This window comes from Stenotrophomonas sp. GD03877 (genome assembly GCF_029840555.1).
GTDB lineage: Bacteria > Pseudomonadota > Gammaproteobacteria > Xanthomonadales > Xanthomonadaceae > Stenotrophomonas > Stenotrophomonas geniculata.
This window is the reverse complement of the sequence record NZ_JAOCCT010000006.1, coordinates 19952-44781: the sequence shown is the minus strand read 5'-3', so window position 1 is coordinate 44781 and position 24830 is coordinate 19952. Positions and strand designations below refer to the sequence as shown.

Genomic DNA, 24830 nt, shown 5'->3' with positions numbered 1-24830 from the left:
GCGTGACGAAAGTCAGTTTCCGCCCAGCGTTTCCGTGCGGATTTCGCCGTCGTTGACCGGCTGGAAGCCCTGCTGCTGCGGCGGCGGGTTCTGCGGCACGTTCTGCAGCGGCGCGGTGGTGGCTTCGGCTGGGGCGGCCGGCGCTGCCTGAACAGGCGCCGGAGCAACCGCCGGGGCCGCTGCCGGACGCGGGGCGCTGCCGCCGTTGCCGCTGCGGTTGTTGCGCGCGGCGTAGGTGGCCTCTTCCAGGCGATCGCGGAAGGCGACCACATCCATCGACGGCGAACCGGCGGCGCGGCCTTCGAAGATCATGCGCGGCGTGGTGTTGCTGCCGTATGCATCCAGGTTGGCGGCATCATCGATCTGCAGCACCGCACCATCCAGCGCGACACCGGCGAACAGGCCGCGTGCGCGCGACCAGGACCAGATCTCGGCCTTCAGCTGGCCGTCGGTGGCAGCGGCGGCATTGCGGCCGACCGGGCCGGCGGCGACACCGGCATCGGCGCCCAGCGTGAACTTGCCGTTGACCAGATTGTCCAGGCTGCGGTCGTTGCGGAACACCAGCACCACATCGGAGGACTGCACACCGGCCTGGAAGCCGATGCTGCCGCCAGTGAGCTTCACGAACACCGGATTGGACCAGGCGCCGTTGGGCATGCGCACCGACATCAGGCCGTGGCCACGGCGACCGCCAATGACCAGACCGGCCTTGATCGTGTCGGGAATGACGATGACCGCGCGGCCTTCGTCGAGCAATTTGTCCGGAATGCCCTGTTCAGGGATTTCCTGGATTTCAGCCAGCACGCGCACGGCATTGCGGGCACGCTGGTCTTCCTGCGGTCCGGCCATGGCCTGGCTGGACAGCAGGCTGGCGGCGATCAGCAGGGCTTGGATCGGGCGACGCATGGCAGGCTCCAGAAGTCAGTCCATAGGAAGATATAGCAAGTGACTGAAATTAGTAGTGTTGTCATGAATCTCCAATGAGCGTTCCCTGCTCACATTGACGCGCGCTATGCCTGCAATCCGAACCCTGCATCCCGGCACGGCGCCGGATCGGCGACAATACCGCCCATGCTCGACGCACCCGACACCGCCGTGCTGGCGGTCAACCTAGGCACGCCCGAGACGCCGACGGCCCCCGCCGTACGCCGTTACCTGGCTGAATTCCTGTCCGACCGCCGCGTGGTCGCGATCCCGGCACTGCTGTGGCAGCCGCTGCTGCGCGGACTGATCCTGCCGCTGCGCAGCGGCCGTTCGGCGGCCAAGTACGCCCAGGTCTGGCTGCCCGACGGCTCACCACTGATGGTGCACACCCGGCAGCTGGCGCAGGCGATGCAGGCCCTGCTGCCGACCCTGAAGGTTCGCCATGCGATGCGCTATGGCGAACCCGCCCTGGCCAGCGAGCTCGACCGCCTCGCCGCCGACGGCGCGCGCCGCATCGTCGTGCTGCCGCTGTACCCGCAGTACTCCACCACCACCACCGCCTCGGTCGAAGACCGCGTCGATGCGTGGCAGCGCCGCAACCCGGGCGTAACCGTCAGCCTGGTGCGCGACTACTCGGTCGATCCGGGCTGGGTCGAGGCCGTTGCCGGCTCGATCCGCCGCTACTGGGAACAGCACGGTCGCGGCCAGAAACTGATGTTCTCCTTCCACGGCATCCCGCAGCGCCTGGCCGATGCCGGCGATCCGTATCCGCAGCGCTGCGAGGCCAGTGCGCAGGCCATCGCCAAGGCACTGGGCCTGGGCAGGGACGAGTGGCAGATGGGTTACCAGTCGCGTTTCGGCCGCGAGCGCTGGCTGCAGCCCTATGCCGAGCCCAGCCTGTGGGCGCTGGCCGAATCCGGCGTGAAGCAGATCGACGTGGTGTGCCCCGGCTTCGCCACCGATTGCCTGGAGACGCTGGAAGAGGTCGCCATGGGCTTCACCGAAACGCTGGCCGAGCGCGGCGCGACGATGCGCTACATCCCCTGCCTCAACGCCGAGCCGGAACACGCTCGCGCCCTGGCGCGGCTGGCCGTGGCCTCGCTGGCATGAGTCTGCAACCGTTTGAACTGGAGGTCGGTGGCGCGCGCGTCGCCGGCCTGCGCAACCACGGCGACGGCCCGCGCGTGCTGGCCCTTCACGGCTGGCTCGACAACGCGGCCAGCTTCGTGCCGCTGGCGCCGCACCTGTCGTCGCTGCAATTGGTGGCGATCGATCTGCCCGGTCATGGCCACAGCGCGCATCTGCCGGCCGGTGCCAGCTACACCACGGCCGCCGCGATCTGCCACGTGCTCGATGTGGCCGATGCACTGGGCTGGGACCGTTTCAGCCTGCTCGGCCATTCGATGGGCGCCGGCATCGCCAGCCTCACCGCCTCGGTCAGCGACCGTGTCGAACGGCTGGTGGCGATCGAAGCACTCGGCGGCCTGCGTGGTCCCGAAGAAGAGACCGCCAACCGCCTGCGCGAGCATGTGAATGCCACGCGTGGGCTGGCGCGCAAGCAGCTGCGCGTGTTCCCCGACCTCGCCGCGCCGATCCGCGCGCGGATGATGACCAACCAGCTCAGCGAGCGCTGTGCACGGCTGCTGGTCGAGCGCGGCGTCGAGCCGGTCGAAGGCGGCTACCGCTGGTGCAGCGACCCGCGCCTGATGCTGCCCACTGCGATCCGCCTCAGCGAAGGCCAGATCGACAACCTGCTGCAGGCCATCGCCTGCCCGACACAGGTGATCTATGCCACGCCGGCACAGTCGTACTATCCCGAACCGATGCGCAGCGATCGCCTGCGGCATCTGCGCGATGGCCGTCTGGCGGTGTTTGCCGGCAACCATCACCTGCACATGGAAGATCCGGAACAGATCGCAGACGTGATCCTGCACTTCTTCAACAACGACAACGCCGGCTGAGCGCAGGCACCGACGCGCTTCACTCTGCGCGTCTGCGGCCGATACATCAGTTGCGGGCCCCTGCGTCCGCAGCACGCAGGTCCGGTCGGGCCTGCGGCGTGTGTCTGGTTCTGCAAGGAAGTCCGCATGCCCGCTCCATTGCACCGCCACCCACAGGATGTGGTCACGGTGTCCCGTCTCCGCGTCGCTGATCGCGTCGCATTCCCCGAATTCCCGGCTCGCGCCCTGGTCACGCACTCCTGCGTGCGCCGCGTGTTCAGGGGTGAGATATATCAGGGGGGGCTGCGAGATATCTAGCCGGAAGACCCCGGAAGAAAGCTGGCAATGGCGGATCAAGATGGAAAGCCATTGCGCCTGGTGCAATCAGGGTGCTGTACGGAACAGACTCATCTGATTGAGGTTACGATCCCGGAAGTTCGCCCTGGCGAGCAGCTTGCGGATCCCTTGCTCAGACATTCTGTATCGCTTCGCCAAGCCCGGAACTGTAGCCCCATTGCGGTGGGCGTTCAGTATCTCACGCTCGCGTGGGCTGAGCTTGAATGAGGCGTCCTGGGGAAAGTAGATGGTCTGGCCGCCCCAGTCTTCGGCCAAGGTGTCCGCCACCGCCGCGCCGATCTGCTCTGCGAAGTCGTCGCCGAGGCCGAGCGCACGCGCAGCCGTAGCCGCCGCCGAAGCGGCATTGGCCAAGAGCTCGTTGCGGCGGGCCTCCATCGACTTCATGCCGAAGGGGCCTCCCGCCGGGCGCGGCGATTGGCATCGATCTGAAGAGCGGCAATCACTTTGAACAACTGATCCGGGTTGCACCATTCCAGGCGTCCTACCTTGAACATGTGGCGGGCCACCGAATGGGCATATTCCCACTCACGCCCCGAATCAGCCAGCAGGGCTTCGATCTTGGACAGCTGGGGGGATAGGTCGCCCTTGGGGCGGCCTGCCCAACGTTTGGCTGCGTACGCCGCCTTGGCGGGAATTCCACCCAGGCGACGCAGCTCGTTGGCGATCGCATCGAGCTGCCGGCGATCGCACTTGCCGGCGCTGCGCTGGGCAACGCCGTGCTCTCTGGATACACGCTCGACCAGGTCACGGTAGACGTCGTCGGAGAGGCTGAGCTTCTTGGCGCCGGCGTGGATCGCGGCCAGCACCCGGTTACGGCCGTCGCCGGCCTTGCGAACGCGCGTCATGCCTTGCTCCTTGCGCCCTGAGCGGCCCGGAGGGCGGTCTGCCATGCCGGCACTTCCTGGCCCGCATGGTCCAGCAACTGCAGCAGCCCTTCGCGCACGCCAGGCACGATACGGCCACCGTCCTTCAGGACGGTGGCCACCTGGGACTTCTTTGTCAGCGGATCACGGCGCATCAACAGCCCCTTCCTCGCGGCCAGCTTCGGTCAGTTCCTGCTCGATCAGCAGTAGCGAACGCCTACGGCATTCGTTGAACCCGTCGCGCCATGCCTGACCGGGAGTCAGGTCATCAAACGGACCTCCAACCTGTTCGCTCAACCACATCGGCGGCACACAGTGAAGCCGCTTCAGGACGTCGGTCTGCAAAGGGCCTGGCGGGACCTGGAAAAGCGGGACGGTGTAGGTTGCCCGCATGGCCGGCCAGCCGCCGCGCTGGCTCTCACTGCCCATCTCCATGAGGTCCGCCGCCACTGCCCGCCGCAGTTCGCGGTCGGCGAAGAACGCTGGCGTCGAACCAGGCGGCATCAGGTAGCCAAGCACCGCATCCACCGCCGCTCGAACGGCTGAGCGTGACGGGCCGTTGGCCACGGCGCGAGGCGCGGCTTTGTAGGCCCGCCATGCGGCGTCGTACACGGTCTCATCCATGTGGCACCTCAATTTCCTCGACCTGCATCAGGGAGGAATCGAGGTCAGGACGGTCATCCCAGCCAACCAGGCGGATACCGTGTGGCGATGGCCACCCTTCCAGCTGGTCAAACTCACGCTGCATGCTTTCGGTCGAGTAGCTTGAGTTCGCATCGAGCACCCAACCCATGAACTCGGCACCGGCGATCTTGATGACGGCCAGCACGGGGTTGTCGTCGGCGGCGTCAAGCCGCTCATCGGCCCCTGTCCAGAACTCGTTGATTTCCGCCGCCAGCTCCGGCGTCAGGATGTTGTGGTCGATCTCAAGCTGTACCTGGCCTTCGCCCCAATTACGTTCGATGTTGTAGCGCTTGATGGTCATGCCGGGCCTCACGGGTTCGTTGAAAGGTGGAAGGCCTGTTCCAGCACCAGGAACAGGCGGCGGATCTCGCCGCTCTGCAGGGCAAAGCGGGCATCGAACTCGGCGCGGCGGCCGTCATCGTCGGCCTGCTCCAGCTGGGAGAGCGCGCCGTCCAGGAACTTCAGCTTGCGCAACACCAGGTCATCGCCCAGCTCGAAGGACAGCGCGTCCTCCAGCACCAGGGCCAGCTTGGTGACCTGCTTGCCGGCATCCAGGTGCTTGTCGATCTCGTCACTGCGAAGTTCCTGGTTGCTGCAGCGCACCTTGGCGCCACCCTCGACCGGATCACGCAGCTCGGCGGACTCTCCAAGGGACAAGCCATCCGGCAGGGACTCACCTGCGATCCAGCCAGTCAGGATCGAGCGCGGTGCAACCTGGGCATTCAGCGGAACCGCCGGGAAGCCGCCCAACAGGCCACGGATATCGGACACGAAGGCCTCGCCCACCTTGCGGCTGGAGGTATCCACGGCCACATAGCCGTGGGTCAGGTCCAGGATCGCGTCGTGGCGAGTGTTCTTGACGAAGGCCTTGGGCAGCAGCTCGTGCAAGATGTCGTCCTTCATGCGCTTGCGCTCACGGCCACCCGGTCGACGCCCCTGTTCCTGTTCCATGACCTGAAGACGACTCTCCAGCGCACGGTTGACCACCGCGCTGGGCAGAATCTTGTCCTCGCCACCCACCGTCAGCCAGAGGAAGTCGCCCTGTCGGCACGACAGGCGCTCCTGCTCCTCGCGGCCGAAGGGGGAAATGAAGCCGCGCGAGTTCATTTCGAGCGGTCCAACCGGCTTCAGAACGCCATACGGCAGCACGGATTCGACTTCGGAGAAGTCGGTGCTGGTTGGAAAGCGGAACAGCACCAGGTTACGCATGAACATGGCGGTTCTCCTTTGAGTCGGTGTTGCGGTTGCTGGCACGCAGTGCGCCCCAGCGCAGCCGACGCGGATGCTGGGAACACCACGCAAGCCAATCCCCAAGCGCGTCACCCTTTGCCCGCTGCGTCTGCGCCTCTGGCACACCCGGGACAACCAGCATCCCCTGCATCAGTCCCTTTCCGTGCCTGGCTACGACGCTGATCACCTTGCGCAGCTGCCCGTTGCTCCCTTCGGCGATGAAGATCGCACCTTCCGGCACGTTGTTGCCGAACCCAATCTGGCCATTGGCCCAGCAGTACGCGATCACGAGTGCACCCCCAGGAGGTTGATTGGGCCACTGCGCTGCAAGACCAGCACCGGCGGGTGGAGCAGCAGCTCGAGAATGGCGTTGAGGGCCGCTTCGGCTTGGGCTTCGCACTTCTCGGCCATGCCATGCCCAACCTGGCGAGCAATGGCCGTGGCCACGTTCCGCTTCGTCTGCGGGTCGCGCAGGCCACACACGAAGTCGAGCCCGTCCATGCGCCGGATCGCGTCAGCCGTGGTAGACGCCATCGCACCTACCGCCTGCTGGGCGCACGGACCGCACATCGGCGATTCCGCCAAGCCGGTGGGCATGTCGCAGTTGACGCACGCGTGGCGCGGCCCGGAGGTGGCCACCTCAACGTCCGTACGCTCTTCGAAGTGCAGCAGGCCCGGCTGGGAGATATGACGCTTCAGGCGCCAAGGGAGTGCGTCCCCGCGCGCTTCGATGTACCGCACCGCCTGGCGAATGGCATAGCGAGCAGCGGTCGCGTCTTCGCCCTGGATGTTGCCGCAAGTGGCGTCGAAGAAGCGCAGCCCATCCAGCTCCACGGCCGGCGCGTGGATCTCCACGTCGGCCCGTGCAGCCTGGTCGGCGATCTCCACCGCCAGCGCCAGGGTGTTGGCATTCAGGGCACCGCGAACACCGTCGAAGCGGAAGGTGCAGGTGTCTCGGATCTTCGGCATGTCAGACCCCCGCCACGTCGAGAGAAATGGGCTGATACTGGCCACGTGCGTCGCGCTCGTAGAACCGCACATAGGTCTTGCTGCCCACCACCGTCACCGCATCGCTGATGGCCTTCATCGCCTGCTGCCAGCGGGGGTCATCGAACTTGAGGCGATGCAGCGAGAGCACCTCGCCTGTCTTGATGCTGCCGTCCTGCCCCACCTTGAAGGCGCTGTTGACCAGGGTACGCAGCTCGGCACGGGAGCCTTCGGTCCAGTCGTTCAGGCACTCATCGATGAGGGCCTTGGCCGCCTGCAGCCGCTCATCGAACTGGATGCTGTCCTGGCAGGCGCGCAGGATCTTGTAGCGGCCGTCGTAGGTGTACAGGCTCACGTTGCCCTTGTCGCCGCCGATCTTGGCGCCGTACTGCTCGCCACTGAGCTGCACGAAGGCCGCAATGTCAGCGAACGTGTCCGCCTTGAAGGTGCGCAGTTCTTCGCGCAGCTGCAGGGCGCGCTGGATCTTCTCCTGAACCAGCTGGTCGCGGGCCAGATCGATCGGCTTGATCTGTGCCTCTGGCACCAGCCGACCATTGCGGTCCTCGCGGTAGCCTTCGGGAATGGATGGGGTCATTGGGCGCCTCCTTGGGCGGCGGGGGGACAAACGGTTGAGTGGGCCGAAGGACGTCGGGGACGCCTTCGACATGGATAGGGCTGTTGGCGGTGAACCAGTCGGCTCGCCAGCGGCGGGCGGCATCCAGCGAGATCCCGAGCAGGCCGGAAATGCGCTGCGGGGTGAGCTGGCGCGGGTTCTGCATACGAGCCCACAGCGCAAAGCGCATCGCGCACAGGTGGTCGTAGCGCCGGCGGCCGGTGCGAGCCATCACTCCACCCCGCCGAAGATGCGATCGAAGTGGTTGTGCAACGAATCGACCAGGCGACCACCGAGGTAAGGCGGTAACTCACCTTCCAGATCCTCCTGGGACTGGCACACGGTGCCGATGGAGGGCGTCAGCGGGCCTTTGTCGAAGGCGGGACCTTCGTAGCCCCCAGCAGCAGATCGAGCCTTCTGCGCCCCTGTCATACCCGGCCGGGTACCACGCACACGCTGCGCCTGCGCGGCAGCCAACGCCGCTTGGTCGATCTTCCAGTCGGGGTTGAGGCGGTAGTTGCGGGCCAGCCCTTCGCCGACGCGCAGGATCATTCCGCACCGCACCGCCTTGGCGACCGCGTTGGACACATAGCCGCGGTAATGGAAGCCGTGCTCCATCACCCGATCGATCAGATCCGCAGAACGGACCACGCTGGCGCCCAGTGACAGGGCGATAGCGTGCTGCATTGCGACGCTGGGGACGGCGCTCATGGCTGAACAACCTGCGGCTGCGTGATGCCGGCTTCCGTACGCGTCAGCACGATGACCGGTGCAGGGCTGGGCGTAGTGCGAGCGACCACGCAAACCACCGCGCGGTGCTTGCCGTCGACCTTGCTGCGGGCCTGGGCGTCTTCGATCGCCTTGTCCGAGTCGGTGAAGGTGTCGCCACCCACCCACTCAGCAGGGACCACCAGGAACTGGCCGCGCTCAGCCATGAGCCACCTCCCGCAGCATCGGAGGACGCTGGGTCCACTCCAGCTGCACGCCCTGGTACTCAGCGGCCATCACGCGGTCCTGCCCGCCGCTGCCGTTGGGCTGGCGGCGCTTGAGGTGGCCACCCACCATCGTGGGAGGGCGGTCCAGAATCAGCACCGCGCGACGGCCATTGCTGTGCAGGCCCAGGATCTCGATGCCGCTGTTCTCCAGCTCGCGTGCCGTGTTGGCGGCGGCATACAGCACGTCGGAATTGCGTTCATGGTTCATGGTTGGATTCCTCGTCGGTAGCGGGCTTGTCCAGCCCGAGTTGTCCGTACAGATCCGGGAGCGCAACGCGCTTCATCGCGCTGACCTGCTCCAGGGAGGTCATGGCGCGCCCGACCAGGAAGGTGCAGGCGCGGTCCAGTTCGGCCGCACTGGCGGCCAGGTGGTAGCCGTGAGCCGGGTGGGCGCAGATCGGGTGCCCCTCGCGCCGCAGCTGCTCGATGATCTGGCGCAGGCGGCGCTCGTCGGCGGTGCTGGTACGTGAAGTGATCTGCTGCACCAGGTCGCGGGCAGTGATGCCGTTGACGGCGCCGCGACGGCCCTGCAGCTGCAAAAGCACCGTCTGTGGGGACAGCTCTTGCGGTAGCAGGGCCAGCTGCATGTCAGATGGCCCCCCGATCAATGCCGGCGGCGATGGCCAGGTCGAGAATCTCGTCCAGTTCCAGCAGCCAGCGCTTGCTGGTGCTGTGCGCGATCACCACCACGCCGCTGTGGATCCAGACCTCGACCGAGTACTCGCGCCTGGTTTCAGGGTCGTGCACCTGGACTTCTCCCACACGCGACGCTGTCGGGAACGTGTGGCAGTCCTGCACCAGCGTCCCGATGGACTTCTTCCGCTGGGGGTGCTGGGCACTGTGGCGCTGGCGGTTACGCACCTGGCCGAGGCAGCGCTGGAGGGTCGGAACGGCCATCATTCCTCCTCGTCGTCATCGCCGTCGCGCAGCTGGCTGATCAGGCCGCTCAGCTGCTGCAGGTCCAGTGATGCCAAGAGTTCCACCAGATCCTGTCCGTCGCGCCATTGGATTCCGGCACGGCGGAAGAGGTCTCGGTGCATCACCGTCACCTGACGATCCGGAAGCTCGGCATCGCGCATCAGGCTTTCGGCGAACCAGCGCAGATGCTGTAGTCCGTTATTGCTGTGGGGCGTATCAGCCATGAGCCACCCCCTCACGCTGCAGCACATCGGCCGGAACATGCGCGGTGATGCGCTCCCAGTTGGCGCGCGGCACGATCACCACCTGCAGGATGTCCACATTCACCGGCGCCGGACGGTCCTGCATTTCAAAGGGAACCGCCACAACACGCGTTGCAAGCGGCCACTGCGCCGTCATTGGCTCAACCACCATGCCTTCTACCGCCGGCCAGCCTTCGGTTCGGATCGCCATCTCACACCCCCCGCACGACGTCAGCGGTGACGGTTGGCACGCCCAGGTCAGCGGCGCGGTTCATCGCAGCGGTCAGGGCGTTCTGAACCGCCAGCGGGTACAGCAACGAGCCAGCGCCGCGCGAAGGAACCAGCTTGGCGCGCAGCGCGTCGATGGCACTCTGTTCCACCACCTTGTCCAGCGGCACCTGGGCGCGCTTGAAGCGGTGCGCCAGGTAGGCACCCAGCTCGTTGTCCAGCGGCGGCAGCGTGATGATCTCGATGCGCTGTACTACTTCGCGTACCTCCGGGTTGTGCTCAGAGAGCTTCACGCCCAGCTCGGGTTGCCCGATGAGGATCACCGACAGCAGCGGGCGCAGGCCGTCCTTCAGCTCGCGGAAGCGCTTGAGGTGCTTCAGGGTCGGCAGCGGCAGGCTGTGGGCCTCTTCAATCACCAGGACGTGGCTGTGACCGGCGCGGGCGCTGTCACGCAGCGATTCGTGCAGCTGGCGGAAGCGGGCCTCGGGGCTGCTCTTCGGCTTGGCCAGCGGGGCGACAGCGGCCATGATCGCCTCGGCGATATGGTGGCTGCGCAGGGTCTTGCCCACGGCATCACTGCCTTCGCTGGCCAGCACGTAGGGCTGGATAACAATGACGGCCTGCTCTTCACGCTGGATGCGATCAACCAGGTCTTCGCGCAGCGTGCTCTTGCCAGCACCACTTTCGCCGATCACCGCAGCAAAGCCGCCGTGGCGGGCCACCTGGTACATGCTCTCGCGGACATAGCGGATATCCGGCGACAGGAACACCTCTTCGGCACTAGCCGGATCGGCGAAGGGATTGCTGGTGAGGCCGAAGTGACGCTTGGCCTGTGGAGTCAAAGCCTGAAAACGCAGTAGCATGGGATCTTCCTCGTCGTGAATGTCGTTGTCGTTATCGGTGTCTTGCGGTGGGGAAACCGGGGCTGGCGTGACCCCGCACGTCGGCCCCTCCTTTTCATGCCAGTGGGCGTCGGTTACGCCGTGCTGGGTCAGGCAGGAACTGATGGCAGCGCGCACCACTGCCGGATCGCAGCTGGTGGGCAACTGGCCGTGGTTGATCAAGGCATTGAGGGCCGGACGGCTCAGACCTGCAGCACTGGCCAGGTCTCCCTGCTTGATGCCGGCCTCGGTGAGCAGGCGCTTCAGACGCAACGTCATGGGCGAGCCCTCCGCCCCTGCAAGGCAGCCTTCGCAGCTGCATAGGTGTTGAAGCCAGCCTTTCGCGCAGCGATCTCCAGCGCCTGGCAGTAGCCGAATCCGTCGCGTTCCTGGATGAGGCGTGCGTCTTTCTTGATGCTGTCGAGCGAAGCCATCACGCGGCACCTCCTTCCACCAGCCGGAGACCACCGCGCTCAGGCGTTGCCAGGGCGTGCGCCCAGGACTCGACCTGATCCACCGGCAGGCCTTCCGGCCAGCGCTGGGCGGTGCGTGCGTAGTGGTCCGGCGACCAAGCCGAACCGGCGGCCTCCAGTAGCGGCTTCAAGCGCATGGCCGCTTCCACATGGTTCAGTGGCGGCAATTCCGCGCGGATGGGCGTGACCGAATCGACCGTGAAGCGAGGGGCCTCGACCACATCGGGGACCGCGACGTCGACGCGATGACCCCGGCGCGGCAGGTGCTGGATCTCCGGCGCCTGCTGCACCGACTTGTAGGGGTCGATACGGCCACCGAACGGCATTGCCTTGGCCTTGCGCTGCGCCTTGGCTTGCTCGTCGGTCTCGGCATCCATCGCCAGGCGCTCGACCCGCTTGCGGTTTGTGTCCGCCGGGGTGTCGGCGTGCGCGTGGTATGTGCCGACCGCCACCGCACCGGTGAACCCGTATGCGTCTGCTTCCAGCGGCTCCATCGTGTACCAGGTGTCGCGGCCAGCATCGTCTGTGAACAGCGCCTGCGCACCGAACTCGCTACCGAAGGCATTACGGGCGACCGTGAGCTTCTGGCCCACGATCACGCCCGGCACGCCCGACACGTCGTAGGTCTTGCCCAGGAAGCTGATCCGCAGCAGCGGGTTGACCTTGCGCAGTTCCGGAGCGCGGGTGGCCAGCTTCATGCAGTCCTCGGTCGCCGGTACCAGGCGCAGCTGATCGGGCTTGATCGTCATCCACGCCTGGTAGCGCGAGGACTTGTGCCGGGTGTGTTGAGCGGTGGCATTGAAGTTGCGCATCCAACGCCACGCCGATGCGTTGAGCTGCTCCAAGCTCTGCACGTTGTCGAAGCGAAGGCGGTGCTCGAACTTGCGTTCGATCAGGTCGTTGGTCTTTTCGACTTGGCCCTTTGCCCACGGCTGGCCCGGCTGATTGATCCAGATGCGAATACCCAGGGCCGCGCACAGGTTCTTGAACATCGCACCCGTATTGGCGCTGCCCGGGTCCACCATCACCATCGTCGGTGCGCCACAGAACGGATCAGCCGCACCGCGGTACTGCATGGCGTTGATGAAGGTGCGGCACAGGTTCTCGCCGCTCTCGGCGCCCAGCACGTATTCCACGTAGAAGGCGCCGCTGGTGTGGTCGGTGAACACGTAGCGCCAGACGCGCTCGTTCTCGACGCGCGCCAGGTTCTTGGGCTTGTTCTTGTAGAACTCGCTTGCCGGCATCGCATGCAGGCCGTCCTGGCGCTTGAGGTAATACAGCACGCACAGGCTGGGATCGGCCTGCCACACCTGGTTGGGATGTTCGCTGGCCAGCTGAACCTTCGGTGCAGGTGCCGACAGCTGATCAGGGTGCAAGCGGTTGGTGCGCAAGGCTTTGGCTGCGGAGCTCTCGCTCAGCAGTCGGATCTCGCCGGTACCGGCATCCACAGTCTCGCCGCGCACCATGCCATTGGCGCGTAGCATGTCGATGGCCTCGCCGATGCTGGCCAGGCGCTTGCCAGTGCCGCGACGCGACTCCAGCAATACAGCGGAAATCATTTCCAGTTCCTGCTGGGTCCAGTCGGAGTTGCCCCGATCGCTGCGGCGCTTGCGAGGCTTCAGCGAACAGGTCAGCTTCGAGACCTGCCGATACAACGTCTGTACGCTGCAGCCCCATTCGGCGGCGTATCGCTCGGCAATGGCGCGCTTCTGGCCGTGCCCGGCGCAGAGCAGGTCAGCAGCGGCCTGCTCGATCAAGCTGGCGCTGAGGGCCATGTCAGCCCTCCCGCTTCCAGTCGGCCAGGCGACGGTCATGGATCACCGTGACGCCCACCTCCTGGTGGTCGCGGACAAGGCGCAGGTCGTTGATCAGGCTGGCGATGATCCCGGCCACCTGCTCATCAACGTTGAGGTCGTGTTGCTCGGCGTGCTGCATCAGCGTGATCACCGCGCCGCTGAAGCCGGCTTCTTCACTGCCGCTGGCGATGGCAAGGCGCACCTGGGAGGCGGCCAGCTCCAGCTGGGTCAGCAGTTCCTGGGACTGCTCGTCGGGGGTGGCCTTCTTCCACTTCCGCTGCGCTTTTGCTGTCTTCTCCTCCGCCTTGTTGAGATCGTCGCTCAACTTGTTGATGCGCTGATCCTTTGCGTCGGCATCGGCACGGGCTTCGCGGATGGCTGCCCGGAGTTCGCGTACCGTCATGGATTCGACATCGTCCAGCGAGAGGCCATCCGTCGCACCCTTCTCTGCCAGTTCCGCGAACTGCTCCTCGGGAAGAGAGAGCAGTTCGATGATCTTGCTTCCGGACTTGGCGGCTGCAATCAAATCGTGCGACGTCGCACGATTTGGCAGCGCGGCTACGCGCTTGGACGCCTCCATCATCCGGCGTGCTTGAGATCCTTCAATGCCCAGACGTTCCAGCATGCCGTCCCATTCGCCATGCGCGGCGCATTCGCGCGCCACGATCAAGTAGCGGCCGGCGCGAAGGAAGGCTTCGCAGCCGCGGCGAAGCTCGCTGCGGATGGCGTTCTCGTAGTGGTCCGGGTGCCACGGCAGGCCGTCACCGAACTGATCCACCACCTCGCTCTGGTGCTCACCGAGGGTAACCAGCTCCTGGCTGCGCTCGGCCAGCTTTTCCGCGTCCAGATCCTGGACAACTGGCTCGGCCTGGGCGAGCGGCTTGGCGCCGCGCTTGTTGGGTTGCTTCTCTGCCATTTCGGTCCTCGTCATCAGTTGGGGCTACGGCTGTAGCGGTTCTTGAAGTCGTCCAGCTGGCGCTCTTCACGGGCCACCTCTGCTTGATGAGCCAAGGCGATCTGGACGATTCGGGGGGATAGGCGCCAGTTGTCCTGGTCGAAGGGAGAGCGTTCGACCAGGCCGTCTTCGGCCAGGCGCTGCAGGTTGCGCAGCGTGGTGCTGGGGGATTCGCCGATGCCGTCGGCGATCGGTTTCAGGCGCAGGCCGGTGCGGCTGTGCCCGGCCAGGGCGAACAGTAGGCGGGCGAAGATGCTTTGCTCACTCATGCCGCAGCGTCCTGCTGGCGGCGCGCCAGTTCCTTCAGTATCCGGACGGCGCGGCGGTCGGCTGCGTCGACGGCGCCGGCCAGCGGCAGGGTGTTGGCCAGAGGCGCGTCTGACTCGACGGCGCGCTGCCAGTTGTTCACGGCGGTGGCGTACTGGTCGCGGGCTGAGGCGAGCAGTAGCTCCAGTTCGCGGGTGGGCACCTCGTCCAGGGGGCGGCCGGGGGCGTTCATGCGACGTCCTTCACGCCTGCTGCCCTGAGCAGAGTGGCGCGCAGAGCCTTGCCCTTCGGCCCAGCCCAAGTGCCGTAGATGGCTTGGCGGGCCGCGCTGGGATTGATGCCGTTCTTGCGGCACCAAGCGCTGACAGTGGTGTTCTGGAGGGTCATGCCGGCGCGAACCTTGTTCATCAAGTCGCGGCCGGGCGGCAGGTGCTGAGCCATGTCGTATCCTTGCGGTGTTGTTTAAACCGGACGGGATAAGACTGGTGCAGAAATCTGCACATGTCAACACTTATGGGTGAATTAATTCGCACTCTTGGCTTTCGGCTCCGTGAGGAGCGAATTCGCCTCGGTCTGAGTCAGACCGCCTTTGGGGAAGTAGTTGGGGCGTCGAAGCGCACCGTCATCGATTGGGAAAAGGGAGCAACATCGCCAACGGCAGCCCAGCTTGCTGGCTGGTCCGAGAACGGTTTGGATCCCCTTTACGTGCTGACCGGGCAAAGGAGCGTTGCTAGGCCTGGAATGGAGGAGGAGCAGATTGCGCAGTTCAACGAAGTGATTGACACGTTTTGGGCACTTTCCGATGCCGGTCGAGCGGCGGCGTCACGTCTGTTGATGGCTCTGCTGACTCAAGACGTTGAGGACGGCGTGGCCCGGGGGATACGAAAGCGACCAATCACATAGGCATTAAGTGCTACGAAGAGCGCGCTAATGACAGGTCTCAAGCAAGGGGGAGTAATGAAGCGAGTAGAGTTCGTCATCGCCAGCGTGCTGATGGCAGCGGCCTTGAGTGGGTGTGCCACCAAGCGTTATGGGCGTCTGCAGCCGGTAACGAGCTACGAGACGCTGAACTATTCTTGTGAGCAGATCCGAATTGAACTATCCAAGGTGGATGCCTTTGATAGGCAGGTCGAGCAGCAAGCAAAGTTCAGCGGCATGTCCATTGCCAGCTTTTTGGGTGACTTTGGGATCGGAAATGTGATCGAACGGAATGAAGCAAAGAGGACGTCAGTGGAAAGGCGAGCTCAGCTTCAGGGGGCTTTTGCCGCCAAGCGATGTGGAGACGTTGAAATTCCCAGGGTAGAAGCCCCGGGTCCTGCGGCGATCGCACCTTCCGCTGTAAATCCTGGTTATCAACCTTCCAAACCGGAAACACCGCCCGCTGCCTCTGTCAACAGTTGGTGGGAAGCGCATAAGCCCAAGGGCGAATAGTCTTCTGCAGCTACGCACGTCGCGAAGGGATCTGCACAGTCCCACGCGCGCGCGTGAGATTCCTCGAAACCAGTTTCAAAGACGACGATCAGTCAAAGACTGAAACTCTGCCCATCGGTTTGGTGTGCGCATGGCGCACCTGGCCGGCGGGCATCCTCGTCTGCCCGTCGGCCATCTTTCCCTGGAGATGGCGCATGGCAGCAGAGCAACCCGGTAACAAGGCACTGCCCATCGCGGGCGGAATGCTGGCAACCATGCTGGCGTTGCTGCTCGGGTTGGTGCAGCCCTTCGAGGGCTACTCGGCCCAGCCCTATCGTGATGTCGTCGGGAAGCTGACGGTCTGCTACGGCCATACGGCCAAGGTAGAACAGCGCACCTACGCCCGCGCCGAATGCGAGCGTCTGCTCCAGTCGGACCTCGGCGTCGCCTGGAACACCGTGCAGAGTTGCATCAAGGTGCCGATGACGGACTACCAGGCGGCCGCGCTGACGTCGTTCGCCTTCAACGTCGGTCCGGGTGGTGCTGGCGTCAAGGACGGCCTGTGCACGCTGCGCAACGGTCAGCAGCCGCGGATCCGTGTCTACGCCAATCAAGGCCGCTGGGACCTCGCATGTGCCCAGCTGAGCAACTGGGCCAATGCCGGCGGCAAGTCCTATAAGGGATTGGAGCGCCGCCGCACCGCTGAGCGCGCGATGTGCGAGGGCCGGTACTGATGGTCCGCACCCTGACCGCAACGGTCGCCCTGCTGCTGGTGCTCCTGCTGGTCGCCATTGCCGCAGCACTTCTCTATCGCGGCAATGCGCTGGACGCCCAAGCCCGTGATGCCAGGGCGCAGCAGCGCGTGACCACGCTTCAATCGCAACTGGAAAGCGAGCGCAATGCTCGCGACACCGAGCATACCCAGGCCAGGGAAATGGCCCAGATCGGAGACCAACATGAAGATGATCGGGAGGCGTCCGCGTCCATCCCTGCTGCTGTTGTGGCTGACCTGCGCGCTGGCAATCTCCAGCTGCGCGACGACCTCGCCACCTGTCACACCGCCCGCCTGTCCCAAGCCGTCTCTGGCGCCGTCGAACGTGATGCGAGCGCCCAACTACGTCCAGAGGTTGCAGGCACTGCTCTTCAAATCGTCACCGAAGCTGAAGACCACGTCCGCTCCTGCCAGCGCGTCATCGGCGTCCTCACCGGACAGCGCCTACCCGTCGAGACCAACCCATGATCGTTGAAGTGCAACCGCTCTACCTGGTGTGGTTCGCAGGCATCGGCATCACGCTGCTTGGCGGCCTGATCGCCGGCGGCCGCTGGCTGGTCAACCAGCTGCAACAACGCACTGATCAGCAGCTGGCGATTCTGATCAACGACAGCAAGCGCTGGCGCGAGGTTGAGAGTCACCTCACCGACTTCCGCCTGGAAGTTGCGAAGGATTACGTCCGCCGCGAGGACTATGCCCGCGGACAGAGCGTTATCGAGGCAAAGCTTGATGCAGTGGCTTCGAAGATCACGAACATGCAAAGCAAGGGGAACACGCCGTGAGTCACGGAAATCAAGGCCCGGATTTGGGCAAGCTGCGCAGGGAGCAGCTGCGCTGGCTGATGTTGCTGGTGCTGGATCGCTCACGCCCCTATCCGATCGGTGAAGCCGTCCTGGCCGGCGCGGCCCAGGACATGTACCCGGATGCCACCGCGCTGGAGGTTCGCCGGGAACTGGACTACCTGGACACCCGTCGCCTGATCGACATCACCAAATCCCCGTCGGGGCCGTGGTCGGCGGAGCTGACCCGCCACGGTGTGGACATCGTCGAGTACAGCATCGACTGCGGTCCGGGGATCGCCCGCCCGCCGAAGTACTGGTGACCCCATGCCTCCCGTGAGCAAGATCGACTTGTTGCCGGCCGATGTGCGTGACGAGCTGGATCGGCGCCTGGTTGCCAACGCCTTCGGTGGCAGCATCTCGCTGTCCGAATGGCTGGGCGAACAGGGCTACGAGATCAGCAAGACCACCGTCAACGAACGCGCCAAGCGGCTCAAGCGCCGCTTGGCTTCGATCAGTGCCAGCACCGAAGCCATGAAGCTGGTTGCTGAGCAGGCGCCCGACAATGCCGCCGAGCGCGGCAGCGCGCTGTTGGGCCTGCTGCAGACCGATCTGTTCGAGGCGCTGCTGCAGTTCCAGGAGGCCGCCGACCAGGACGATGAAAGCATCTCCCCCGCCGACCGTATTGCTCTGTACAGCAAGGCGGCCAAGGCCATTGCCGAGCTGACCCGCTCTTCCATCGTGCGCGAGAAGTGGGCCGGCGAGATCCGTCAGAAGGCGCTCGTCGACGCGGCCAGCCGGGTCGAGGAGGCTGCGCGAGCCAAGGGCCTGGACGCCGAGGGCGTGGAGTTCTGGCGCAACAAGGTGCTGCATGGAGTCGGCTAAGTGAGTGCACTGGGTCCCCTGCCGGATACCGAGCGCGTCCTGGACTGGGATGAGCTGCCTGAGAGCGTGCGCTCGATCTCGACCAACTTCGATCCGAGCAAGGCCGGTGTGCTGATGGCTCATCAGTCCGAATGGATCCGGATGCAGGAAGGGCTGGATATCGCGGTCTGCGAGAAGGGGCGCCGCACTGGCATCACCTTCGCCCAGGCGCTGAGCGACACCATCACCGCCGCTTCTGCCAAGGACGCCGGCGGCGACAACGTGTGGTACATGGCCGACACCAAGGAAAAGGGTCTGGAGTTCATTGGCTATGTGGCCAAGTTCGCGCCGATCATTGCCCAAGGCCAAGCCTCGCGTATCGAGCAGCACATCTTCCAGGACCAGCAGCCTGACGGCACCAGCCGGCAGATCCAGGCCTTCCGGGTTCGCTTCGCCAGTGGTTTCCGTATCACGGCACTGTCCTCGCGCCCGGAGAACATCCACGGCCTGCAGGGCGTGGTCGACCTGGACGAAGCGGCGCTGCACAAGGACGTGGCCAAGGTGCTCGAATCAGCCACCGCGCTGCTGATCTGGGGTGGCCGGATCCGCGTGTGGTCCACACACCGCGGCAAGAAGAATCCGTTCAACCAGCTGGTGCAGGACGTCCAGGCCGGTCGCTACGGCAAGAAGGCCGGGGTGATCCGCATCAGCTTCGATGATGCCGTGTCCAACGGCCTGTACGAGCGGGTCTGCGCCATGCGTGGCAAGGTGGCCACCGCCGAGGGCAAGAAGGAGTGGTACACCGCCATCCGCTCGGCCTATGGCCCGCGCAAGGCCGCCATGCGCGAGGAGCTGGATGTCATCCCGCGCGACGGAGATGGCTCGGCCATCCCCTCAGTCTGGATCGATCGGGCCATGTCCGAGGTCCGCCCTGTGCTGCGCTTGGTCTTCGATGACGACTTCCCCAAGCGCTCGGAGAAGGAACGCGAGATCTGGTGCTCGGTCTGGATCGCCACCACGCTGCTGCCGGTGCTGCGTGCTGCGGTGGCCGGGTTCACTGGGCGCTGGGCGGTCGGCATGGACTTTGCGCGCCACCGCCACTTCTCGGTCATCAAGCCGGCCAAGGTCAGTCAGGATCTGCGCCGGGATGTGCCGTTCCTGATCGAGATGGCCAACGCGCCCACCCGCCAGCAGGAGCAGATCCTGTGGGCGTTTCTGGACGCGCTGAATGAGGGCTTCCGCGGCCGCTGGTCGTTCGCTGGCGACGCCACCGGGCCGGGCCAGACTCTGATGGAGTACACAGGCGACCGTTACGGCCGTGCCGAGCTCGATGCCGAGACGGGCCGCTACAGCGGTGGCCCAATCCACGAGGTCACCCTGTCGCGCCCCTGGTACAGCGAATGGATGCCCAAGTACATCGCGTTGTTCGAGGACGGATTCATCACCGTGCCCAGGGACGCATCGCTGGAGGATGACCATCGGGCCGTGGAGTACGTTGATGGCATTCCGATGGTGCCGCGCCTGGAGCGCAAGGACCTGCAGGATCCGGAACTGGTGCGCCACGGCGACGGCGCGATCGCAGGCGCCCTGATGCAGTTTGCCGCGCTCAACCACGTCACCTCGGTACCCATCGAGTTCCAGGCGGCCGGCGCTCGCGCCTACATCGGCGACGGCCGAGCCGACGGCGTGGCCACCGTCGTGACCGATGATGCCTTCGGCACGGTCAGCGGCGGCAATGATTTTGGAGGATTCGCATGACCATCGCCCGCCCAGAGATCGGCCGCGAGATTGCCACCACCGCCGATGGCATCGACATCACCCGTGGCTACACCGGGCCGCTGCTGCTGCCCTTTGATAGCGTGCTGCGCAATCGGGGCGGCTATGACCTGCAGATCTACGAGCAGGTGCTGTCCGATCCGGAGGTGAAAACCACCTTCGGATCGCGCCAGGACTCGGTGGTGGCCTGCGAATGGCAGGTGGAGCCCGGTGGCGAGAAGCGCATCGACCGCCAGGCGGCAGAGTATCTGCAGGAGCAGCTGCACGGGATCGGGTGGGACAACGTCACCCGCAAGATGCTGTTTGGCGTGTTCTACGGCTACGGCGTGGCCGAGATCCTGTACAAGGTCGACGGCACCCGCATCGGCCTGGAGGCGATCAAGGTCCGCAATCGCCGACGCTTCCGCTACGGCAAGGAAGGCGACCTGCGCCTGCTCACCCAGACCCAGATGACGGAGGGCGTCCCGGCACTCGCGCCGTACTTCTGGAACTTCTGCTCCGGTGCCGATCACGACGATGAGCCCTACGGCCTGGGGCTGGCGCACTGGCTGTACTGGCCGGTGCTGTTCAAGCGCAACGGGCTCAAGTTCTGGCTGATCTTCCTGGAGAAGTTCGGCATGCCCACCGCAGTGGGCAAGTACGACAGTGAGGCGACCGATCCGGAGAAGTCCAAGCTGCTGCAGGCCACCCGCGCGATCCAGACCGACAGCGGCATCATCATGCCCAAGGGCATGGAGCTGGCGCTGCTGGAGGCCGGGCGCAGTGGCACGGCCGACTACAAGGCCCTGCAGGACTATATGGATGCCACCATCCAGAAGGTGGTGCTGGGCCAGACCGCCAGCACCCAGGGCACACCCGGCAAGCTGGGCAACGACCAGCTGCAGCGGGAAGTGCGCCGCGACATCATCACCTCCGATGCAGACCTGGTGTGTGAGTCCTTCAACAAGGGGCCGGCGCGCTGGCTCACCGAATGGAACTTCCCCGGCGCAGCCATCCCACGGGTCTACCGCGTCACGGAAGAGCCGGAGGATCTGGACGCCACTGCCAGTCGCGACAAGAAGATCCTCGACCTGGGCTACAAGCCCAAGCAGGTCTACATGGACCAGACCTATGGGGACAACTACGAGCCTGTCCAGGCGCTGCCGGAGCCACCTGCGGTACCGACAGCGATCGATGGGCCGCAGTTCGCTGATGCCGGCGGTACGGTGGGTAGCCTGCTGCGCCGGCACTATCCGGCGGCCTTTGCCGACAGCACCCCGAAGGCACCTGATCCTGCCATCGGCCTGGGCCAGCAGCTTGATCGGCGACTGTCGCCCCTCGGTGCTGGTTGGGTGGAGCAGATCCGCCAGCTGGTCGATGAGGTCGATTCGCTGGAGGAACTGCGCGACCGGCTGTTCGAGCTACATCCGAACATGACCCTGGACGACTACGCCTCGGTGATGGCCGATGCGATGACGGCAGCGACGCTGGCCGGCCGCAGCGACGTCCAGGGCGCAGGAGGCTGATCAATGGCTGGGGTTGCCTACGCTCAACTGCCGTTCCAGGAGCAAATCGAGTTCTTCCGTCGCAAGAAGAACGTGCTCACCGAGAGCTACCTGGACGTGTGGGACGCCCAGCACGACACCAGCTTCATGGTGGCCGGTGCCAACCGTGACGCACTGCTGGCCGACTTCCGGCAGTCCATCGACCGTGTCATCGCCGAAGGCCGCACGCTGGAGCAGTTCCGCGAAGACTTCGACCGCATCGTGGCCACGCATGGCTGGGATTACAACGGCGGCCGGAACTGGCGCTCGCGGGTGATCTACGAAACCAACCTGCGTCAGAGCTACAACGCCGGGCGCTGGGCCCAGCTGCAGCAGCTGATCAAGGTACGGCCGTTCTGGCGCTACAACCACAACGATGCCGTCGAACACCCCCGGCCACTGCACGTGTCCTGGAATGGCATGGTGCTGCGCCATGATGATCCCTGGTGGCGCTATCACTATCCGGCCAACGGCTGGGGCTGCCAGTGCTACGTCGATGCGCTCAACGAACGCGATCTGCGCCGCTTGGGCAAGGACGGCCCCGACACGGCCCCTGAGGTTGTGATGCAGTCGGTGACGGTCGGGCAGCGCAGTCCCGGTGGACCGCGCACGGTGCTGACGCCGGCAGGCGTCGATCCTGGCTTCGGCTACGCGCCTGGAGCAACGGCGGACCACTGGCCCGGCGGGCGTGGTGGTCCGGTCACACCGCCCTCGCTGACAGGCCAACTGACCTCCGCTCTGCAGAGTGCACTGGAGACGGGCGCGCGGCTGCCAGCGGCGCCCGCTGCCGCCAGTGCCGCCCGGGCCTTGGCGCGGCCGCGTGCCAGGGACGCCCTGCAGGCCGGCTACGCCAGCTGGCTGGCCAGCATTGACGCTGATGCCGCGCACGCTGCTCGCTACCTGGCCGGCGCACTGTCTCCCGGTCTGGTGTCGCAGCTGCAGCGCGCTGCCGTTCGACCAGCGACGGCGGCCTTTGCAGTGTTGGCTGAGCAGCTCCCCATCACTCGGCCTGGCGCGGTCGCCATCGCCGCAGCCGAGCTGCCTATCCGCCTGCTCGATGCGGTGGCCATCCTATTGGACGTGGCCGCAGGCCACCTGCGGTATGTCCTTGCGGTGGGGCGCCCGGCCTTCATGGTGGTCGACGTGGCCATCTCGGAAACGGGCGTCAGCACCATCCAGCCCCAGCTGCAGATGCTGATGCCTTCTGATCTCAAGCGCAGCGTCGCCGATGGCACGCTGCAGCTGCTGCAGGGAGCACTCTGATGGCGCAGCTCGAAGTCACCCTGGATTCGGCAACACCTGCGCTGGCTGATGCGCTGCGCCAGCTGGAGGGCGAAGCACGGCAACTGATCCTGAGAGACTGGGGCGAGTACCTGCTGAGGTCGACACGCGAGCGAGCCAAGAAGGAGCGTGATCCGACCGGACAGCGATGGCGTGCACTGGAGCCAAGCTACAAACGCTGGAAACAGAAGAAGCGCCCCGGCGTGCCGATTCTGAAGTTCGATTTCCACATGCTCGGTGATATGGCCTCATGGCAAACGGATGGGAACGACGCCGTCCTGGTCGGTACCAATGCACCCTATGGCGCCATCCACCAATTCGGCGGCACCATCCAACACGCCGCGCGTCCGGCCAATATCCACCTGAAGACGGGTAAGGGCGGCAGCCGGTTCGTCAAAGCCAGTCGTAGGAACGCGCGCTTCAAGCGCTCGGTCACAATGCCTGCGTACACGAACACCATCGCCGCTCGCCCGTGGCTGGGTGTAAGTCGCGAAGATGAGAAGGAGCTGCTGGATATCGCCCAGGATCACGTGAGCGGCGCCTTCGAGTAGCTCACGCATAAGCGGCGCTCTGCGCGCCGCTACAGGCGCGCCGCCACACTCGGGCGTCACCCACACCGGCTTGGTGTCTGACACACCTGTGCGGCCGATACTGGCACTTGTTTCCACGCAGGACGATCACCGCACGCGCATCGTGCATCTGCGGTTGAAATTCTCTGCAATGCACCGTCCCAAGACGTGAGACGGTACTGCGGGAAAAAGGAGGGCATGAGCCAGTCCGCTGCCGCCCTCGAAAGTTGGAAACCAGTTTCAAAGACAGCGACCTCTGGCGCGGGAAAACTGGCGGCATGAACCAGCCCGCCGCCACCCTGCAGATCTTCAAAGCCGGCACGCACGTTGCCGAAGACGGCCGCACGCTGACCTTCAGCGAGGCGGATGTGCAGCAGATCGCCGACAGCTACGATCCGGCGCTGCACGAAGCGCCCATTGTGGTGGGCCATCCCAAAACCGACGACCCGGCCTATGGCTGGAGCAAAGTGCTTCAGGCCAAGGACGGCCTCCTGATGGCCGAACCGCACGAGGTAGATCCTGCCTTCGCGGAGCTGGTCAACAACGGCCGCTTCAAGAAGATCAGCGCCTCCATCTTCATGCCCGATTCGCCGGGGAACCCGACGCCGGGCAAGTACTACCTGCGCCACATCGGCTTCCTGGGTGCGCAGCCGCCGGCAGTAAAGGGGCTCAAGTCGGCCTCCTTCGCCGAAGGCGATGACGCTGCGTGCTTTGCCATGTCGCTGGCCCCGCTGGGCTGGACGCTGACGGATCTGTTCCGCCGCTTCCGCGACTGGCTGATCGATACCCAGGGTCTGGAGACAGCCGACCAGGTCATTCCGGACTGGCAGATCCGCGGCATCGAGAGCAGCACACGCGATGACGACAACTCGCGCGCGTCGGCCCTCTTCGCATCGCCATTGCTCACCCAGTTCCCGCGCAGCGCCCTCGGTGCGCCTGCGCCCGTCCAGGCAACGCCTCCCACTCGTGAACAGGTCAAATCGGAGATCGACCCCATGTCCCCGCAGAACAACGCCGAGCACGCACAGCGCCAGCAGCAGCTCGACCAGCAGGCTTCCACCCTGGACGCTCGCGAGAAGGCCCTCGCCGCCCGTGAGCAGGCCGCGCGACGCGAAGATGCAGTGGCGTTCGCCGAAGGCCTGGTGAAGGAAGGCAAGCTGCTGCCCCGTCAGCAGCCGGCGGTGGTGGAGCTGCTGCTGGCCCAGCCCAATGGCAAGGAACCGCTCAACTTTGCCGAGGGCGAAACGACGGTGACCAAACCGGCGGAGTCGGTGCTGCGCGAGCTGCTGACCAGCCTGCCCAAGGCGGTGGACTTCAGCGAGAAGTCCGCTGGCGACGCGCCGAACGCAGCCGCGAACTTCGCAGCGCCTGCGGGAGTGCATGTGGATGCAGGCCGCGCGGATCTCTTCAACAAGGCCAAGGCCTATCAGCAGCAGCACCCTGGCACGTCTTGGGCAGCTGCAGTCGCCGCGGTCGGCGGCTGACTCATCTATCCAGGAGCCC

At 65.4% G+C, this 24830-nt stretch carries 38 protein-coding genes; 14 read left to right on the top strand and 24 right to left on the bottom strand.

What is annotated here, in order from left to right; all coding sequences use genetic code 11:
* Positions 1-12: 12 nt before the first annotated feature.
* Positions 13-906, bottom strand: a complete 894-nt coding sequence (locus tag N5D20_RS06275; protein WP_010482416.1) for a YSC84-related protein — start codon at positions 904-906, stop codon at positions 13-15.
* 165 nt (positions 907-1071) lie between these two features.
* On the opposite strand from N5D20_RS06275, the gene hemH reads away from it, so the two are divergent.
* The gene (gene hemH, locus N5D20_RS06270) at positions 1072-2034 is read left to right on the top strand and encodes a ferrochelatase (protein WP_197578162.1); all 963 of its coding nucleotides are present in this window, start codon (positions 1072-1074) and stop codon (positions 2032-2034) included.
* Complete coding sequence (locus N5D20_RS06265; protein ID WP_197578163.1) at positions 2031-2885, top strand: alpha/beta hydrolase; 855 nt, start codon at positions 2031-2033, stop codon at positions 2883-2885. The genes hemH and N5D20_RS06265 overlap by 4 nt, the downstream gene beginning before the upstream one ends.
* A gap of 363 nt (positions 2886-3248) precedes the next feature.
* Here N5D20_RS06265 and N5D20_RS06260 read toward each other — a convergent pair whose 3' ends face one another.
* The 23 genes from N5D20_RS06260 to N5D20_RS06150 form a co-directional block, all read right to left on the bottom strand.
* A complete protein-coding gene (locus N5D20_RS06260) occupies positions 3249-3605 on the bottom strand; it encodes a Mor transcription activator family protein (protein WP_008266767.1) in 357 nt (118 codons plus the stop codon).
* Entirely contained in the window at positions 3602-4066 is a 465-nt protein-coding gene (locus N5D20_RS06255; RefSeq protein ID WP_040006666.1) for a regulatory protein GemA, read from the bottom strand. The genes N5D20_RS06260 and N5D20_RS06255 overlap by 4 nt, the downstream gene beginning before the upstream one ends.
* Positions 4063-4239, bottom strand: a complete 177-nt coding sequence (locus tag N5D20_RS06250; protein ID WP_157635897.1) for a hypothetical protein — start codon at positions 4237-4239, stop codon at positions 4063-4065. Before N5D20_RS06250 ends, N5D20_RS06255 begins: the two co-directional genes overlap by 4 nt.
* A complete protein-coding gene (locus N5D20_RS06245) occupies positions 4229-4708 on the bottom strand; it encodes a hypothetical protein (RefSeq protein ID WP_040006669.1) in 480 nt (159 codons plus the stop codon). Before N5D20_RS06245 ends, N5D20_RS06250 begins: the two co-directional genes overlap by 11 nt.
* Positions 4701-5069, bottom strand: a complete 369-nt coding sequence (locus N5D20_RS06240; RefSeq protein ID WP_049399130.1) for a DUF2528 family protein — start codon at positions 5067-5069, stop codon at positions 4701-4703. The genes N5D20_RS06245 and N5D20_RS06240 overlap by 8 nt, the downstream gene beginning before the upstream one ends.
* A gap of 8 nt (positions 5070-5077) precedes the next feature.
* Positions 5078-5983, bottom strand: coding sequence for a recombination-associated protein RdgC (locus N5D20_RS06235; RefSeq protein WP_279914238.1), 906 nt, complete (start codon positions 5981-5983; stop codon positions 5078-5080).
* Positions 5970-6287, bottom strand: a complete 318-nt coding sequence (locus tag N5D20_RS06230) for a hypothetical protein (RefSeq protein ID WP_065427827.1) — start codon at positions 6285-6287, stop codon at positions 5970-5972. Before N5D20_RS06230 ends, N5D20_RS06235 begins: the two co-directional genes overlap by 14 nt.
* Positions 6284-6967 (bottom strand): hypothetical protein, encoded by a 684-nt coding sequence (locus N5D20_RS06225; RefSeq protein WP_040006671.1) that lies wholly within the window; start codon positions 6965-6967, stop codon positions 6284-6286. Before N5D20_RS06225 ends, N5D20_RS06230 begins: the two co-directional genes overlap by 4 nt.
* A gap of 1 nt (position 6968) precedes the next feature.
* The gene (locus tag N5D20_RS06220; protein ID WP_008267057.1) at positions 6969-7580 is read right to left on the bottom strand and encodes a DUF3164 family protein; all 612 of its coding nucleotides are present in this window, start codon (positions 7578-7580) and stop codon (positions 6969-6971) included.
* Between the two features lie 249 nt (positions 7581-7829).
* Positions 7830-8309, bottom strand: a complete 480-nt coding sequence (locus tag N5D20_RS06215; RefSeq protein ID WP_141097897.1) for a hypothetical protein — start codon at positions 8307-8309, stop codon at positions 7830-7832.
* A complete protein-coding gene (locus tag N5D20_RS06210) occupies positions 8306-8533 on the bottom strand; it encodes a hypothetical protein (protein ID WP_008265784.1) in 228 nt (75 codons plus the stop codon). The genes N5D20_RS06215 and N5D20_RS06210 overlap by 4 nt, the downstream gene beginning before the upstream one ends.
* Positions 8526-8801, bottom strand: coding sequence for a hypothetical protein (locus N5D20_RS06205; RefSeq protein WP_040006676.1), 276 nt, complete (start codon positions 8799-8801; stop codon positions 8526-8528). The genes N5D20_RS06210 and N5D20_RS06205 overlap by 8 nt, the downstream gene beginning before the upstream one ends.
* The gene (locus tag N5D20_RS06200) at positions 8791-9180 is read right to left on the bottom strand and encodes a hypothetical protein (protein WP_024957596.1); all 390 of its coding nucleotides are present in this window, start codon (positions 9178-9180) and stop codon (positions 8791-8793) included. The genes N5D20_RS06205 and N5D20_RS06200 overlap by 11 nt, the downstream gene beginning before the upstream one ends.
* Position 9181: 1 nt before the next feature.
* Positions 9182-9490: a hypothetical protein gene (locus N5D20_RS06195; protein WP_040006678.1), complete on the bottom strand. Its 309-nt coding sequence runs from the start codon at positions 9488-9490 to the stop codon at positions 9182-9184.
* Positions 9490-9735 (bottom strand): hypothetical protein, encoded by a 246-nt coding sequence (locus N5D20_RS06190; RefSeq protein WP_040006680.1) that lies wholly within the window; start codon positions 9733-9735, stop codon positions 9490-9492. The genes N5D20_RS06195 and N5D20_RS06190 overlap by 1 nt, the downstream gene beginning before the upstream one ends.
* A complete protein-coding gene (locus N5D20_RS06185) occupies positions 9728-9859 on the bottom strand; it encodes a hypothetical protein (RefSeq protein WP_258014114.1) in 132 nt (43 codons plus the stop codon). The genes N5D20_RS06190 and N5D20_RS06185 overlap by 8 nt, the downstream gene beginning before the upstream one ends.
* Before the next feature lie 106 nt (positions 9860-9965).
* Positions 9966-11141 (bottom strand): AAA family ATPase, encoded by a 1176-nt coding sequence (locus tag N5D20_RS06180; RefSeq protein WP_008268737.1) that lies wholly within the window; start codon positions 11139-11141, stop codon positions 9966-9968.
* Positions 11138-11296, bottom strand: a complete 159-nt coding sequence (locus tag N5D20_RS06175) for a hypothetical protein (protein WP_008268046.1) — start codon at positions 11294-11296, stop codon at positions 11138-11140. The genes N5D20_RS06180 and N5D20_RS06175 overlap by 4 nt, the downstream gene beginning before the upstream one ends.
* Positions 11296-13110, bottom strand: a complete 1815-nt coding sequence (locus tag N5D20_RS06170) for a DDE-type integrase/transposase/recombinase (RefSeq protein ID WP_008266617.1) — start codon at positions 13108-13110, stop codon at positions 11296-11298. Before N5D20_RS06170 ends, N5D20_RS06175 begins: the two co-directional genes overlap by 1 nt.
* Before the next feature lies 1 nt (position 13111).
* Positions 13112-14047, bottom strand: coding sequence for a hypothetical protein (locus tag N5D20_RS06165; protein ID WP_008266072.1), 936 nt, complete (start codon positions 14045-14047; stop codon positions 13112-13114).
* A gap of 14 nt (positions 14048-14061) precedes the next feature.
* Positions 14062-14355 carry a helix-turn-helix domain-containing protein gene (locus N5D20_RS06160; RefSeq protein WP_008267142.1) on the bottom strand — a complete coding sequence of 98 codons (294 nt, stop codon included), beginning with the start codon at positions 14353-14355 and terminating at the stop codon, positions 14062-14064.
* Positions 14352-14585, bottom strand: coding sequence for a hypothetical protein (locus N5D20_RS06155; RefSeq protein ID WP_040006683.1), 234 nt, complete (start codon positions 14583-14585; stop codon positions 14352-14354). The genes N5D20_RS06160 and N5D20_RS06155 overlap by 4 nt, the downstream gene beginning before the upstream one ends.
* Positions 14582-14794 carry a hypothetical protein gene (locus N5D20_RS06150; RefSeq protein ID WP_008265835.1) on the bottom strand — a complete coding sequence of 71 codons (213 nt, stop codon included), beginning with the start codon at positions 14792-14794 and terminating at the stop codon, positions 14582-14584. The genes N5D20_RS06155 and N5D20_RS06150 overlap by 4 nt, the downstream gene beginning before the upstream one ends.
* Before the next feature lie 60 nt (positions 14795-14854).
* Between N5D20_RS06150 and N5D20_RS06145 the strand changes: the two genes are divergently transcribed.
* From N5D20_RS06145 to N5D20_RS06090, 12 genes are all read left to right on the top strand, one after another.
* Entirely contained in the window at positions 14855-15256 is a 402-nt protein-coding gene (locus N5D20_RS06145; RefSeq protein ID WP_080355185.1) for a helix-turn-helix transcriptional regulator, read from the top strand.
* A 54-nt stretch (positions 15257-15310) separates the two neighbouring features.
* Positions 15311-15784, top strand: a complete 474-nt coding sequence (locus N5D20_RS06140) for a hypothetical protein (RefSeq protein WP_232281353.1) — start codon at positions 15311-15313, stop codon at positions 15782-15784.
* Positions 15785-15978: 194 nt separating this feature from the next.
* The gene (locus N5D20_RS06135; RefSeq protein ID WP_008267084.1) at positions 15979-16497 is read left to right on the top strand and encodes a lysozyme; all 519 of its coding nucleotides are present in this window, start codon (positions 15979-15981) and stop codon (positions 16495-16497) included.
* Positions 16497-17003: a lysis system i-spanin subunit Rz gene (locus tag N5D20_RS06130; RefSeq protein ID WP_008264923.1), complete on the top strand. Its 507-nt coding sequence runs from the start codon at positions 16497-16499 to the stop codon at positions 17001-17003. Before N5D20_RS06135 ends, N5D20_RS06130 begins: the two co-directional genes overlap by 1 nt.
* The gene (locus tag N5D20_RS06125; protein ID WP_008265891.1) at positions 17000-17317 is read left to right on the top strand and encodes a hypothetical protein; all 318 of its coding nucleotides are present in this window, start codon (positions 17000-17002) and stop codon (positions 17315-17317) included. Before N5D20_RS06130 ends, N5D20_RS06125 begins: the two co-directional genes overlap by 4 nt.
* Positions 17314-17637, top strand: coding sequence for a hypothetical protein (locus N5D20_RS06120; protein WP_024957611.1), 324 nt, complete (start codon positions 17314-17316; stop codon positions 17635-17637). Before N5D20_RS06125 ends, N5D20_RS06120 begins: the two co-directional genes overlap by 4 nt.
* A gap of 13 nt (positions 17638-17650) precedes the next feature.
* Complete coding sequence (locus N5D20_RS06115; RefSeq protein WP_050413323.1) at positions 17651-18199, top strand: DUF3486 family protein; 549 nt, start codon at positions 17651-17653, stop codon at positions 18197-18199.
* A complete protein-coding gene (locus tag N5D20_RS06110) occupies positions 18200-19936 on the top strand; it encodes a hypothetical protein (RefSeq protein ID WP_008267234.1) in 1737 nt (578 codons plus the stop codon). It begins immediately after the preceding gene.
* The gene (locus N5D20_RS06105) at positions 19933-21459 is read left to right on the top strand and encodes a DUF935 family protein (RefSeq protein ID WP_008267274.1); all 1527 of its coding nucleotides are present in this window, start codon (positions 19933-19935) and stop codon (positions 21457-21459) included. The genes N5D20_RS06110 and N5D20_RS06105 overlap by 4 nt, the downstream gene beginning before the upstream one ends.
* Positions 21460-21462: 3 nt before the next feature.
* Positions 21463-22740 (top strand): phage minor head protein, encoded by a 1278-nt coding sequence (locus tag N5D20_RS06100; RefSeq protein WP_008264470.1) that lies wholly within the window; start codon positions 21463-21465, stop codon positions 22738-22740.
* Positions 22740-23309, top strand: coding sequence for a phage virion morphogenesis protein (locus tag N5D20_RS06095; RefSeq protein WP_008268056.1), 570 nt, complete (start codon positions 22740-22742; stop codon positions 23307-23309). Before N5D20_RS06100 ends, N5D20_RS06095 begins: the two co-directional genes overlap by 1 nt.
* 296 nt (positions 23310-23605) lie before the next feature.
* Positions 23606-24811 carry a hypothetical protein gene (locus N5D20_RS06090; RefSeq protein WP_279914236.1) on the top strand — a complete coding sequence of 402 codons (1206 nt, stop codon included), beginning with the start codon at positions 23606-23608 and terminating at the stop codon, positions 24809-24811.
* Positions 24812-24830: the final 19 nt, after the last annotated feature.